At 60.4% G+C, this 13,004-nt stretch carries 15 protein-coding genes and 1 pseudogene; 7 read left to right on the top strand and 9 right to left on the bottom strand.

Translation table 11 applies throughout. The features are described 5' to 3' along the window. Positions 1 to 66: 66 nt before the first annotated feature. Positions 67 to 1,239: an MFS transporter gene (locus tag ACHFGA_RS08440; protein WP_394281950.1), complete on the top strand. Its 1,173-nt coding sequence runs from the start codon at positions 67 to 69 to the stop codon at positions 1,237 to 1,239. Between the two features lie 13 nt (positions 1,240 to 1,252). On the opposite strand, the gene ACHFGA_RS08435 is transcribed toward ACHFGA_RS08440, so the two are convergent. After that, entirely contained in the window at positions 1,253 to 2,785 is a 1,533-nt protein-coding gene (locus ACHFGA_RS08435; RefSeq protein WP_394281949.1) for a TM0106 family RecB-like putative nuclease, read from the bottom strand. An 89-nt stretch (positions 2,786 to 2,874) separates the two neighbouring features. Between ACHFGA_RS08435 and ACHFGA_RS08430 the strand changes: the two genes are divergently transcribed. Continuing rightward, the gene (locus ACHFGA_RS08430; RefSeq protein WP_394281948.1) at positions 2,875 to 3,510 is read left to right on the top strand and encodes a DUF6474 family protein; all 636 of its coding nucleotides are present in this window, start codon (positions 2,875 to 2,877) and stop codon (positions 3,508 to 3,510) included. 27 nt (positions 3,511 to 3,537) lie between these two features. Here the strand turns inward: ACHFGA_RS08430 and ACHFGA_RS08425 are convergent, their stop codons facing one another. Continuing rightward, complete coding sequence (locus ACHFGA_RS08425; protein WP_394281947.1) at positions 3,538 to 4,176, bottom strand: LuxR C-terminal-related transcriptional regulator; 639 nt, start codon at positions 4,174 to 4,176, stop codon at positions 3,538 to 3,540. Further along, positions 4,173 to 5,438 carry a sensor histidine kinase gene (locus tag ACHFGA_RS08420; protein ID WP_394281946.1) on the bottom strand — a complete coding sequence of 422 codons (1,266 nt, stop codon included), beginning with the start codon at positions 5,436 to 5,438 and terminating at the stop codon, positions 4,173 to 4,175. The genes ACHFGA_RS08425 and ACHFGA_RS08420 overlap by 4 nt, the downstream gene beginning before the upstream one ends. Positions 5,439 to 5,484: 46 nt before the next feature. Between ACHFGA_RS08420 and ACHFGA_RS08415 the strand changes: the two genes are divergently transcribed. After that, positions 5,485 to 6,045 carry a DUF2020 domain-containing protein gene (locus ACHFGA_RS08415; protein WP_394281968.1) on the top strand — a complete coding sequence of 187 codons (561 nt, stop codon included), beginning with the start codon at positions 5,485 to 5,487 and terminating at the stop codon, positions 6,043 to 6,045. 4 nt (positions 6,046 to 6,049) lie between these two features. Here ACHFGA_RS08415 and ACHFGA_RS08410 read toward each other — a convergent pair whose 3' ends face one another. Further along, positions 6,050 to 6,202: a hypothetical protein gene (locus ACHFGA_RS08410; RefSeq protein ID WP_394281945.1), complete on the bottom strand. Its 153-nt coding sequence runs from the start codon at positions 6,200 to 6,202 to the stop codon at positions 6,050 to 6,052. Next, entirely contained in the window at positions 6,203 to 6,991 is a 789-nt protein-coding gene (locus ACHFGA_RS08405) for a class E sortase (protein ID WP_394281944.1), read from the bottom strand. A 77-nt stretch (positions 6,992 to 7,068) separates the two neighbouring features. Here ACHFGA_RS08405 and yidC point away from each other — a divergent pair, with 77 nt between their 5' ends. Continuing rightward, positions 7,069 to 8,196 (top strand): membrane protein insertase YidC, encoded by a 1,128-nt coding sequence (gene yidC / locus ACHFGA_RS08400; RefSeq protein WP_394281943.1) that lies wholly within the window; start codon positions 7,069 to 7,071, stop codon positions 8,194 to 8,196. On the opposite strand, the gene ACHFGA_RS08395 is transcribed toward yidC, so the two are convergent. Beyond that, positions 8,184 to 8,795: a TetR/AcrR family transcriptional regulator gene (locus tag ACHFGA_RS08395; RefSeq protein ID WP_018582380.1), complete on the bottom strand. Its 612-nt coding sequence runs from the start codon at positions 8,793 to 8,795 to the stop codon at positions 8,184 to 8,186. The genes yidC and ACHFGA_RS08395 overlap by 13 nt on opposite strands. Positions 8,796 to 8,941: 146 nt before the next feature. On the opposite strand from ACHFGA_RS08395, the gene ACHFGA_RS08390 reads away from it, so the two are divergent. Further along, the gene (locus ACHFGA_RS08390) at positions 8,942 to 9,403 is read left to right on the top strand and encodes a TM2 domain-containing protein (RefSeq protein WP_018582381.1); all 462 of its coding nucleotides are present in this window, start codon (positions 8,942 to 8,944) and stop codon (positions 9,401 to 9,403) included. 26 nt (positions 9,404 to 9,429) lie between these two features. Here the strand turns inward: ACHFGA_RS08390 and ACHFGA_RS08385 are convergent, their stop codons facing one another. Beyond that, a complete protein-coding gene (locus tag ACHFGA_RS08385; RefSeq protein WP_018582382.1) occupies positions 9,430 to 10,239 on the bottom strand; it encodes a hypothetical protein in 810 nt (269 codons plus the stop codon). 197 nt (positions 10,240 to 10,436) lie between these two features. Here ACHFGA_RS08385 and ACHFGA_RS08380 point away from each other — a divergent pair, with 197 nt between their 5' ends. Next, positions 10,437 to 11,129 carry a hypothetical protein gene (locus ACHFGA_RS08380; protein WP_394281942.1) on the top strand — a complete coding sequence of 231 codons (693 nt, stop codon included), beginning with the start codon at positions 10,437 to 10,439 and terminating at the stop codon, positions 11,127 to 11,129. 801 nt (positions 11,130 to 11,930) lie between these two features. Next, positions 11,931 to 12,233: pseudogene (locus ACHFGA_RS08375) on the top strand (IS30 family transposase); the annotation flags it as partial. Positions 12,234 to 12,334: 101 nt separating this feature from the next. Here the strand turns inward: ACHFGA_RS08375 and ACHFGA_RS08370 are convergent. Next, positions 12,335 to 12,598 (bottom strand): GlsB/YeaQ/YmgE family stress response membrane protein, encoded by a 264-nt coding sequence (locus tag ACHFGA_RS08370; RefSeq protein ID WP_394281941.1) that lies wholly within the window; start codon positions 12,596 to 12,598, stop codon positions 12,335 to 12,337. A 232-nt stretch (positions 12,599 to 12,830) separates the two neighbouring features. After that, positions 12,831 to 13,004: universal stress protein (locus tag ACHFGA_RS08365; RefSeq protein WP_394281967.1), on the bottom strand; the 174-nt coding region annotated here is incomplete at its 5' end.

Here is a 13,004-nt window from a genome sequence, read left to right as displayed (position 1 = left end):
AAGTGAATCACAAATGACCAAGATCGGCATTGTACGAATCGTTCCTGCCGGACCACAATAGTGCTCATGCGCAAAGGAACCACGGCCTACAGACGAGCAACACTGGCGATGCTCGCCGTGGGCCTGGCCATCTTCAACACGCTCTACGCCACCCAGGCCCTGCTGCCCACGCTTGTCGACGACATGGGCATCACCCCCACCGAGGCCGCCTGGACCATCTCCGCCGCCACGGGAGCACTTGCCATCTGCGTGGTACCGGCCTCCATCCTCTCCGAAAGATTCGGCCGCGGGCGAGTCCTGATCATTTCCGCGCTCGCAGCCACCGCGCTTGGCCTCGTGCTGCCGCTTGCTCAGGACGCCAGCCAACTGATCGCGCTGCGCGCACTCCAAGGCGCCTTGGTGGCCGGCACCCCGGCAGTCGCCATGGCGTGGCTGAGCGAAGAGATCCACGCCGACGACCTGCCCGGCGCGATGGGCCTCTATATCGCCGGCAACACAGTTGGCGGGCTGACCGGCCGCCTGATCCCCGCCGGACTGCTCGAGTTCACCACCTGGCGCTGGGCGTTGATGGGCACCGGCATCGTCGCGCTGGTCTTCGCCATCATCATGGCGCTGCTTTTGCCCCGGCAGCGCAACTTCACCCCGAAAAGCATCAGCCTGTTGGGCGAGCTGCGCGCGATGGTCGGCCACCTACGCAACCCTCTCCTGGTCACCCTGTTCCTCACCGCGTTTTTGGGCATGGGTACCTTCGTGTCGCTATATAACTTCTTCGGCTTCCGCATGGTGGACCACTTCGGGCTGGCCCCTTCACTGGTAGGGCTGGTGTTCGTCATGTATTTGTCCGGCACGGTTTCCAGCGCGCAGGCCGGCAACCTGATCAACCGCTATGGGCGCTCGGCGGTGATCCTCGCCAGCGCCGCCTTGATGTTGTGCGGTGCGCTGGCGTGCATCTCGAACAGCTTGTGGGTGGCCATCGCCGGCCTCTTCGTGTTCACTGCCAGCTTCTTCGCGATGCACTCCACAGCATCGGGATGGGTGGGAGCCACAGCAACGACTAATCGTGCCGAGGCCTCCAGCATGTACACCTTCTCCTATTACGCGGGCTCATCGCTGGTGGGCGCAGCCACCGGCTGGGTGTTTGAACGCGCGAGCTGGCCAGAATTCGTGGGCACGCTCGCTGCGATCCTCGTCGTACTGCTCGCTGTCCTCGCGGTGACGGCGGCGCGGGCCAAGCGCTAAAACCAGCGCTAAGTTACACCCGCGGCACGCCCGGCGCGCCGGCGTCCAGAAATTCGCGGACGGCGCGGGTGGCGCGGCAATCGTCCTCGTTATAGCGCAGCAGCATCGCCTGTGCCTCAGCGTCGCCGTGGCGGGCCAATCGCCTTAAAGCGATGGATGCCTCGCCGTCGACATCGTCTTCCCAGTCATAACCGGCAAGGGGTGCCACAACCTTCAGCCCCAGCCCGTCCACACCGACGAGGTGACGGCGCACATGCGCGAACACGTCGACCCACTCCTCGGAAGCGATAAACGCGTTGACCTCGCCCACGTCCACCTCGGCGAAGCGGCGCGCAGACGCCCGCAGCCAATGATTTTCGCCGCCGGCCGCGTAGCAGTAGGCGCGGAACGTCTTGCCCTCCGCGTGTGCTTGACGACGAACACCCATCAGCCACTGCCAGAATTGAGTGAAATTGTGAGCTTCTGCCGAGCCGCCCACGTCCTCCCAGGTAACAAAACAGCGGTACGTGCTGCCGTCGAAAGCTCCCCACAGGTAGGCGCCTTGGTCAAGGTAAGCCTCCATATCAATGTCAATCTCCACGTCTGCGCGTGGCACCTCGGGCCGGTCATGGCGGGACAGTACCGGGATGCCGTCGCGCCATGCGCGGGCCACCGCAGAGGGCTCGCCCAGGTTTGCTTCGATGGCCCCTTCAATCGTGTGGATACCGCGATCGCGGAAGACTCGGGCGCGCTCGCCGGGGAAGACCAGGGAGATCTCATCGGCCGCCACCAACTCAGGCTCACACAACTCCCAGAACCGGCAGGAGGCGCATTGTTTCAGTCGCACGGGTTCCTGCGGCGTAGGTTGAGCAAGGGCTTCGCGCACGGCTTCTGCATAAGGAACGACTGGGGCAAAATATGCCAGGCTGCGGTCTTGGCCGATCACTCCGGCGAGGGGATCCGCAAGACCCAGCTGGTCGAGCAGCAGGGCGGCTAGGGCCACGCGGTACCCGTCCACGGTGTGGTGTCGCTGCTTAGCGTTCACCGTGATCAGCGACCCCAACCCCAGTCGCGCGGTGCTGACCGCCTGCATCGTGGTCTTCTCTGCGGGGCGCGCCACTCTATGGTTGGACACCATCACTGGCCGGTACGTATTGGCGGGCGTCCGCACCAGAACATCGATGTGGACGGTAACAGGGTGGTCGTCGATACGCCCAGACAGCCGCGCGTTAGTGATCAAGTGGGCGCGGGTGCGGAGAGCCTGGCGGGTCTGATCCTCGACGTCGGCGGGATCGGCGGGAAGATCCGCAGGGATGTCGACGCGCTGGAAGCGGCGCCGGCGGCCATCGCCCAATGCGGGCGCGGTCGGAAGGGCGGCATACACGACATCGCGGGCCGCCTGCAGGCGTTCGGCACGCGCGATACCCGAATCCGTGGGCCCGACTTCCGGATGCTCCAGCCTCTGGCGCAGCCGGTACCGGCATCCGACGAGGTCAGAAGCTCGCACGGCCTGGGACTCAGGGGTGCCGAGGGCGTGGTGCGGAGGTTCATTCTTGTGCTGTGTCACGTCGGGCACTAAGCCTAATCGCAATTGGCGGGTAAGGTTGAATCAGAAAAACTTAGCGAAAGTTCTCAACCGTTTCAAGGAGCAACTACATGGGCTTGTTCGAGACCATCCGGAAATCCCGCGCCAAGACCAAGGCCGAGATCGCTGCCGCCAAGAAGCGCGCAAAGCACGAGGCCAAGGAGGAGGCCAAGCTGCAGTACAAGCGCGACAAGCTGCTAGACAAGGCGGAAAAACGTCTGATGAAGGAGGAGAAGAAGGCGCTGAAGAACAAGCGCAAGCACGAGCAGAAGCGCGCGCAGCAGGAGTTGGACAAGATCCGCGAGGGTAAGTTCAACCGCAAGACCGCCAACCGCTACGTGGGCGCACTGCGTGTGGCCATCCCGGTGGTGCTGCCACTGATCTACCGTGGCATCACGGCGCTGCGCGAGCGCGACCTGGAGAAGAAGGCAAACCAGGTGGGCATTACCTCCGATCAGCTGGCACAGTACGCCGGCCACGGCGCGGAGCTCAAGGCGCGCCTGGAGGGCGTGCGCAACACGGTGGACACCACCGCGTCGCTGGGCTCTGGCTTCAAGCAGGACGTCAACGACCGTCTCGACGACTTGGATAAGGCTCTAGAGAACGCCGAGTACATGGTTCCGGAGCAGCGCCGCCGCTCCCATGCCGCGATTTCCAGCGACCTGGAGAGCGTTCAGGCGCAGATCCAGTCCAAGATCAGGAACTAAAACACCGCTGCCGCGAAGGCAGGGCGTTTATAGCACGCCCTGCTCGCGGGCAGACGCAACGGCGGAGGTCCGTGAGCGCACACCCAACTTGTCATAGATATGGACCAAGTGGGACTTCACGGTGGCCTCAGACAGCATGAGCTCTTGGCCGATCTCGCGGTTCGACGCTCCACCAGCCACCAGCTGCAATACCTCAAGCTCACGCGGGGTCAACGAGGAGCGCGGTGCCTTATCGCGCATCTCTAGTCGCTCCTGCACAATCGGGCTCATCGCCTGATCGCCACGCGCCGCAGAACGCACCGCAGCCTGCAGCTGCTCTGGCGGCGCATCCTTCAGCAGGTAGCCGACGGCGCCCGCCTCGATCGCGCCCAAAATATCGGCGTCGGTGTCATAGTTTGTCACCACCAACACCTTTGGCGGATTGTCCATGGTGGCGCGGATTTCGGCGGTGGCCTCAGCACCCGTGGTGACACGGGTGCCTTCCACGCCGGCGCCGAAACGCAGGTCCATCAGGATCACATCAATGCCACCGGCCTGGGCGGTGGCGATGGCGCCATCAGCAGTGGCAACTTCGCCGACAACCATGATGTCATCAGCTTCTTCGAGCACCGCACGAAGACCGAGCCGAACGATTTCGTGGTCGTCGGCAAGCAAAACACGGATCATAAATCTTCCTCCATCTTTCGGTTGATCCTACCTGGTTCGACGTCAATTGTTGATATCGGCAGGGCCACGGAGAGCGCAGTGGGCCCACCCGGGGTAGACTCCACCACTAACTCACCGCCCAATTCCTCTGCGCGACGGCGCATGGCTGCCAGGCCCACGTGCCCCAGCCCCGCCGGCTGGCCCTGCACCTCATCCGGGTCAAAGCCCTTGCCATTATCCACCACGTCAAGGCGCACCTCCTGCACCCCGAACGTCAACGTGATGCGGGCCTTGCTCGCCTCGGCGTGCTTGACCACGTTGCCCGTCGCCCCCTGCGCGATACGCAACAGGCCTGCCTCCACGCGCATGGGCAACATCCTTTCCTCCCCGTCAGTTTCCACGGAGATATCGATATTGCCGGTGGTGCTGAAGCTCTCTGCCACGCGCTGCAGCGCCTGAATCAGCGAGTGTGAATCCAGGCTCGCGGGAGTAAGTGCCGCGATCATCGCCCGGGTCTCGGCCAGATTATCAGCCGCAGATTTGCGCGCCGTTTCCATCTTGAGCAGCGGCGCCTCCAGCTCCTCCTCCGCCAGGCCGGTCGTCTTCAGGTCGCGCTCAGCGGCGTGCAGCAACATCTGAATACTCGACAACCCCTGGGCCACCGTGTCATGGATCTCATGCGCCAGCCGCTGCCGCTCCTGCGCAACACCGGCAGCACGCTCAGTATCTGCCAGCTGTTCACGCGTGGCCACCAGCTCGTCGATAAGCGCCTCGCGTTCCGCACTGATCCGGGTGATGGTGCGGAAAGAATAGTGGATGGCAAGCACCACGCCTGCGGAGACCGCCGGGCCCATTACCCCTCCCAGAGTGATCCCGTGGGGGATCTGGACCACGATCGACACAGCTAGCGAAAACACCACCGCAGCGATGCCACGCCAGTCATCCATTACCTGCAGATACAGGAAAAACAGGATAAACACCCAGTACATGGCCACTGGGGAGACGAAAAGTTCAATGATCCACACCCCCGTCATCCCGAACAGCAACAAAATTTGCGCCCACTCCGGCCAGGATTGTCGGTAGTACGAACCGTAGAAGTAGAGGAAGCCGAACACGAACGTCATCACAAGGTGAATGGCCGCCCGGTCCAGCGGATAACTCACCGCCGCCAGCACCGCCACCAGCAGCAACGAGACCGTGAGTGCGTGAATCCCCGTATCCAGCGCCTTCCGGTTCGACATGGTCACCGCCGAGCGTTCCAGGGTAACTAGAGTAGTGCTCATGACTGTGAGCCTACCCAGCCTGCCCCGCAAGCTCCTCATCGTGGGCATGAGTTTTGGCACGTTGACCGCCTGTTCCTCGCTTAACGACGATGCCCCTGCCGCGCCGGAATCGTCGACAAGCGAAGAGGCTGCCCCGGCCCCGAGCGCACCCCAGGAGGACGTTCTGCCGCCGGACACAACTGTGCAGCCGGCCGGGGACCGCACCAGCTGGGACAGCTGCCCCTATCTTGACGACGAATGGGTCGCCCAAACCAACGGGCAGAAGATCACGGGCGTGGCGCTGGATCCGCGTTTCGATCCCCCGGCGTGCGTGTACTGGTCCTACCCCGAGCAGCCGCAGCTGACGGTGCTGGTGCGTCACATGCCTAGCCCGGAGCAGGCCACCGCCGTGGTGGATCACTTCGCGCCGGTGGACATCACAAACCCGGCGGAGCTGCCGGGAGACTGGATGGGTGGGCGCGCAGGTCAGGGCGTGGTGCCTGGCCAGGAGGGCGCGCTGTTTGCGGTATCCAAGGATTCCACCGCCGTGGTGGTGACCACCAACCAGGAACAGTCCGTCAAGGCGGAAACTGTCGCCCAAGAGGTCATCAACAACCTGGGGCTCTAGGGCGCTAGACCGCTACATCGGTGTAGGGCATCTGGGCCGAGACCCAGGGGAACACGACATCCATGAGCAGACAGAACACCGCCGCCAGGAGAATCAGGGTGATGATCAGCTTCACCGGCCAGGGGCCAGGAAGGGCGCGCCAGAAGGCCTGGTACATCTAGGCCACCTCCTCGAATGCTGCAGGAGTGCCCGCAGACTTGTCCTGCACCTCAGTCTGCATCGCGTGCACAATCATGCGCTCCGCGTTCGAGAACTGGGGATGGCAGGTGGTCAACGTGATCACGGGCTCCGGGTTCTCAGCGTCGCTTGCCCCGGGCAGTGGCTCCAGCACCGAGACATCGCCAGGCAACGTGATGTGGCGGCCCATGACATGGGAATAGTCGCCGCCGGCCACACGCTGGGCCTGGTCAGGCGATAGGCAAGCGGCTGCCTCCCCTTCGCGCGCGGCGGGGTCTGTGCCCATGGGCAACACCCTGTAGGTGACCCACTGCGTGGCCGTCTCCACCACGATGGCATCGCAGGATTCCAGCTGGCCAAGATCATTAAAAGGAGCGCCCTTGCCCACGCGGTGCCCGGCCACCGCAAAATTGCCGGGTTCCGCAGGCATCTGCGTCTCCTCATAGTGGCCCGGCCCGGCCAACAGTGAGTCCTCGTTCGTCCCCTCGATGATGGCGAAGGCATAGTCAGAGCCAAAAGTCGGGATATACATCTGCGCGAACGCCTCGCCCAGGTCCGGCCGGTGGTGGACGCGCGGATTTGTACGGTCCCATTTGTCGTTCAAGTCGCTGGCCGCCTCATCCTGCAGTTTCCCGGCCTCCACGTTCGTCCAAAAAGCTTCATAGAAGGCAAAGAGAAGGAGGACTACGCCAAAAGTCACCAGCAGTTCCCCGGTGACCTGGCTGATCGTCGGACGCTGGGGGCGTGCGTCGTTGCGGGTGGAGCTCATGGCTTAACATTAACCCACGTGCCCGACACCGCGCGGGCCCACTACCCTAGCCGCCCCCAAGGAGGAGCTCACACCCCATGCTTGAGGTATTCGTCTTCCCCATCTCCGCCGTGATGAAGTTCTGGCATTGGATCATGGCTGATGTCTTTTCCTTGGACAATTCCACGGCATGGGTGGTCTCCATCATCCTCCTGGTCATCACCATCCGCAGCCTGATCGCACCGTTTACGTGGACGCTGTACAAATCCGGCCGCATGGGCCAGCTGATGCGCCCCGCCAAAGCGAAGATTGCGCGCAAATACGCGGAAGCAACGACGGCGGAAGAACTCCAAGCGCAACAGGACGAAACCAAAGAGCTGCATCAAAAGTACGGCTACCACCCCGCCGCCGGCTGTGTCCCACCCCTGATCCAGATCCCGGCGATCCTGGGCCTGTACCGGCTGCTGCTCTGGCTCTCCCGGCCGCAGCTGGAGCATTCCGATAGCATCGGGCTGCTCAACGCCGAAGACATTGCCTCTTTCCGCGCCGCCGATTTCTTCGGCGCCCCGCTGCCCGCCTACTTCACCATGGCAGAAGCGGATCTTGCCGCCCTAGGCACCACTACTGAGCAGGTGCGCGGAGTGATCATCCCGCTAGTCATCCTTGCCGCCATCTTCACCACTTCCAACATGGCAATTAGTGTGGCCCGCGGTTACTCCACCCTTGAATGGGACTCGAAGGCATCGCGCGGTCTGATGAAGTTCATGGTGTGGACCGCGTTTATCATGCCATTTTTCATTATTCTGCTCGGCTTCAGCGGTGCGCTGCCGGTTGCCCTGTTGATGTACTGGGTGGGCAATAACCTGTGGACCACCGCCCAAACCGTCATTTTCTGGATCGCGCTGGTCCGCCGCTACCCACTCGATGACACCCACCGCGAATTCAACGCCGCCGTCCGCGATGACACCAAGGCCGAACTGGCCGAGAAGAAGCAGAAGAAGCGCGACCGCCGCTCCCGGAAAGTCCGCGCGCTTGCTCGCCCCAGCACGATCGGGCAGGTAAGGCGTGAGCTTGCCGACGAAAAACAGGCTGAGCGCCAAGCTAAGAAGGACGAGAAGGATCGTCGTAAAGCGTTAGAAAAACAGCGCTCCCGGGCCCGCCTCGAAGCGCGCAGGAAAGCCCAGGCCGAAAAGAAAGCAGCCAGTGAGGCCGATCAGATCGAGTAATCAGCAGGCGGGGCGCTGAGCATCTGCTTGGCCAGGTCGCGGCCGGTTTCGATGGGCGTGGTGGAACGCACGAAACGCGCTCCGGACAGGCCACCGTCGAGGAAGATGAGCAGCTGGTCTGCCTGGGTGCCTGACGGGTATCCATTCTTCTTAGTCAGTAGATCTGTCATGGTCTGGCGCATCCAGCGACGGTGCTCCAGACAGGCCTGCACGATCCCCTCCTCTGACTCCGTCTCTGGCCGGGGGTACTCGGTAGCCGCGTTCAGGAAGTGCGAGCCACGAAAATCCCGATCCGGCGCCTCCTCGATAGCGATATCGAAAAAGGAGAGGATCTTCTCATCAGTGTCTTTCATGTCCGCGGTGCGCTCACTCCACTTCTCGCGCGCTTCACGATCCAAGTTCTGGATATACGCAATGACCAGGTTGTCCTTGGAGCCGAACAGGGAGTAAAGCGATGCCTTGGCCACGTCTGCCTCGCGCAGGATGCGGTCGATGCCGATGACGCGGATCCCCTCCGTGGAGAAAAGACGCGTGGCAGATTCGAGGAGGCGCTGCCGCGGGCTCGGGCGGTTGCGGCGCTTCGATGCAGGCTTGCTCATGAGGGGTGTCCTTTCTCCAACTAGACCTCACCCAACAATATAGACAAACCGGTACGTTCATTCCAATGGGGGCAATCAATTTCTGCAAACACTCGCGAATAGTGACAAACAATGGTTAAATGAAGCGGAAACTCAGAAGGAGAGCAATGACTACGCCTCAAGGCCCAAACAACGACTACAACTACAACCCGTTCAGCAACCCGAACCCGCAGCAGAATTCTTCCAACCAATGGCAGGCTAACCAGCCGCAGTACCAGAACTTCGCTGCCCCGCAACAGTACAGCAACATGCCTGCCCCGCAGCACCAGGGCCAGGCCTACGGTGCTTATGACCACAACGGCATGCCTGCTGCCCCAAAGTCCAAGGTCGTAGCTGCTTTGCTGGCCTTTTTCTTCGGCACGCTCGGTATCCACAACTTTTACTTGGGCTACACCAACCGCGGCATCGCGCAGCTGGTTCTGAATTTGGTCTCTTTCGTCACCCTGTTGCTTCTGGTTGGTGCTTTCCTCTACATCATCCTGGGTATCTGGGTGATTGTAGATTTCATTTCAATCCTGGTGGCCTCAGGCCAGTTCCGCACTGACGCCCGTGGCGTCCCACTCGATTAATTGCCGACACGGTGCCGAGTAGCGACTTAGTGGTAGCCCTCCAACCGGGCCGCCTCGTCTGGTGCGCCGATTGAACGATACAGCCCTGCAGCATCATTTCGTGCCGCAAGGGCTGCTTCTTCATTTCCGGTGCTCATGTAGCGTCGCATTAATACTTCGGTTAATTGAGCGCGAGCCTGCAACACATCGCGTGGCGCCAATGGTGACCGTGAGGAGTCTAGAAAATTCGCGATCACGCCGACGGAAGCCTGCAGGTCACCCCCGATCAAGAACAGCTCTGAGAGTTGGCGGACCGCCCATGTTTCCGCTACCAGGCTATCTGCGGTAAGTGCCACGTCGCGGGCTGCCAACGCTACATCATGCGCTTGACTGAAGTTTCGCCCCTGGGCCAGAGCTTGCGATTGTCCGATCAATGCAGAGGCGGCCTGAGTAATCTCTCCGATCTGGAGATAATCGTCGGCAGCCATTGCAAAAAATTGGCTCCGCAGCGTGTGGTCCGGCAAGGACTGAGCGGCCACGGAAAACATGTCCGCCCGCGCACGCGGGGTTACAGCGGAAATACGCGAGCCCTGCCCCCCGAAGAATTCGACTGCCCGAAAAGCGACAGTGGTAGCCGCACGGTAGTCGTTTTTCTCTCGCAGTAGCACCATCAGGTCCCGCAAAGCCCGCGCAACATCGGTGTACACATCCTCTTGCTCCGCTAGGTAAAAAGAATCCGCCACCGGTATGGTGCCGTCAAGAAATGCGAGGAGCGCTTGTTCACAGCCCGTAATATCTCCTGAGCTGCGACATACTTCGGCAATTCTGAGCTGGTGACGATACGATGCTGCATTCATGGTGTCTCAGTCTACCTAGGCTATAGGACTAGAAACTTAAGTTCAGAGGGTCGTTGCAACACTTTCCCCTTTAAGGAGGGTGTGGCAATGGCTGAACATTGTAGCCCATTCCATTCGTTATCTGTATCTGATCGCGCCAGGTTGACCGTGTTGGTAGGTGATGGTCGTAGTGTGCGATCAGCTGCCCGCACGGTGGGGTGTCATTACCGTCATGCACTGAACTTGGGGGCCGACCCCAGGAATTCGCCGCCTCCGCCCAACAGTCACTCGACTTCGCCAAGCAACAGCAGGCAAGAGCACATCAAGCCGCCGCCTCCGCGGAAGCCGACGCCGCCGAAGCAACCGCGAACGCCGACCAGGCCACCAGCTACGCGATCGACGCCCGCGCCTCCGCCAACGCGGCAGCCGACTCCGCCATATCCGCCCGCGCCTCCGCCGCAGCCGCAGGACAAGACGCGGCACTTGCCGCCCAAGCAGCAGACGACGCATTCCGCATCGCGGTGGAAAAAGAACTCGCCGAGCAAGCCGAGCTTCAAGCCGGTCTGGATGCGCAGGCAGTAGACGGGGCCGACCTGGAAAAACCAGCCCCGCTTCTCGACATCCTCAAAGAACGCATCGGGCCGGCAGCCCTCAGCCTTCTCCTCGACCTTGTCGGAATCACCGACCTGGTCAACTGCTTCAAGGGACAAATCTCCGGGTGCCTCTGGACATTGGTCGGAGTGATTCCAGCAGGAAAAATCGCCAAAGCAGCCCCCATCGTGCGCCGGCTCATCTCCAAATCAGACGAAAACGTCGACGCGCTGCACTCCCGAAAAGCCCTCAAAGGCCGCCAACTCGACGAAATCCGCAACCTACCGGCGTGCCCAGCATTCAGACCTGCTTCATACTAACCTGCGGCTACCTTCCGCCCTGCTTTGCAAATACGAGGGGCAGCGGATCTTTCCCTCCAAACGGCCGCCCGTGGCACGACCTGCAGAATTCCCTCTATACCGGAAAAACCCTTCCGCGGTGGCCATTATGGGAATCTTGGCACCCATAGTCACGACAATCGTTTCGATTATGAAAGGCATCATCTCCTTGCCGCATCGGAAATTCGAAAAAATAGAGACGCCGCAGACAAGATTGGATTAAATCCAAACAACGCACCTTCAATTCAAATGTTGCCGCAAGACCACGCTAAAACTTGGAGCTTTCGTAACCTTAAAGGGGCCGACGAGTACCGCGCGATGCAAGGTCAGCTTCTCCGGGAGGGGAAGATCGATGAAGTATTTCAGATTGAATATGACTTTTTGACTGGCTCTGAATCCGGGGGGCGGTACAATCAGGCTCTAGAGGAAACTATTGATTATGCTCTCGAAAAGGGCTTCATCACTAAGAGACCTACTGGCAGATTGGCAGCACAGGCAACTAACACGTAGGGCAGCTTCATGAAATTTGAGATCACCCCGCCCGAGCCTTTCAAATTCGGGGCACAGTTCAGCGATTATCCCGCATTGGAACAAAGCGTCCGCAACATAGGTGACCAAGTGATAAAAAGCGCTAACGGATGTGTCTCCATCGGAGAAGTCGAGCGGTACGTGTCCCTCGGTGAGACCGACGGGAGGATTGACTACATCTCCATCAACACGCTGGTGCCGGAAGATACGTTTATGGGGGTCAGCTCCGCTGGGATCGATCAGGCTATCTGGTCATCGATTACCTGGGACCAGGGTAGTGAAATGGCAGGCCATAAAGCGTTTACGATGGCGACGAATATGCCGATCTATTTCTGCTACCCTGGCTCACCATGGGAACGTGGAAGTAACGAAAACACTAATGGTCGACTCCGGCGTAACCTTCCAAAAAGTAGTGATCTGTCGGTCTATAGCGCTGAAGACCTTGAAATGATCGCTAATATCCACAACCACAAACCACGTAAAGCGCTGCACTGGCGTACCCCTGCCGAGGTCATGGCAGACGCTTTAAGACAAACCGGGAGTATCACATCAAATTAACCGTCGTCGTTGCAACGACCCCTAGAATTCACCAAAGGTTAGAAATGAAAATCGCCCCGAAGAACCTCAGTTCCTCGGGGCGATCCTCTTGAGTGATAGTTTTACTTCTTCGCGCTGTTCTTAGTGAACAGGTTAATGATCCACAGGAGGATCACCGCGCCCAGCAATGCCACCAAGAAGGTCCAGAACCAGCCGCCCTGCGAGCTAAAGCCAAAGCCGCGCATGATGAAGCCACCGATAAGTGCACCGACGATACCGACGACGATATTAGCGACAATGCCCATCTGAGCGTTGCGGCCCATAATCATGGAGGCGACCCAGCCTGCAAGTCCACCAATAATCAGCCAAACAATCAAACTCCACATAGTTAATTTCCTTTTCGCTATAGTTCCGTTCGGCCCGGCCGGTGAAAGCCAAAAACCTCGCGGGTTTTCCTTACATATTCCAGTGTGCCTATGAATTCGGGAAAATTCGATAACGAAATAGCAACATTCAATAACGATCGCCTTATGCACTGGTGGCGCGGTTGCAGCCTAACGAAAAAATCCGCCCTAGCAAGCTGCTAGGGCGGAAAAGGGATGTCTATCGCAGTTTCTCTTACTCGACCGGACGAACAACCATCATCGGGCAGGGTGCGGACTGCAACAGCGCGCGCGAAGTGGAGCCAAGCAGCATTCCCCTGAAGCCCCCGCGTCCGTGCGAACCAGTGACCAGAAGCTGGGCACCCTCCGACTGCTCAACCAAGGTGCGCACTGGGCGATCTCGCGAAAT

The sequence above is a fragment of the Corynebacterium sp. genome, from assembly GCF_043426755.1.
Classification (GTDB): domain Bacteria; phylum Actinomycetota; class Actinomycetes; order Mycobacteriales; family Mycobacteriaceae; genus Corynebacterium.
This window is presented reverse-complemented; position numbering and strand designations above follow the sequence as displayed.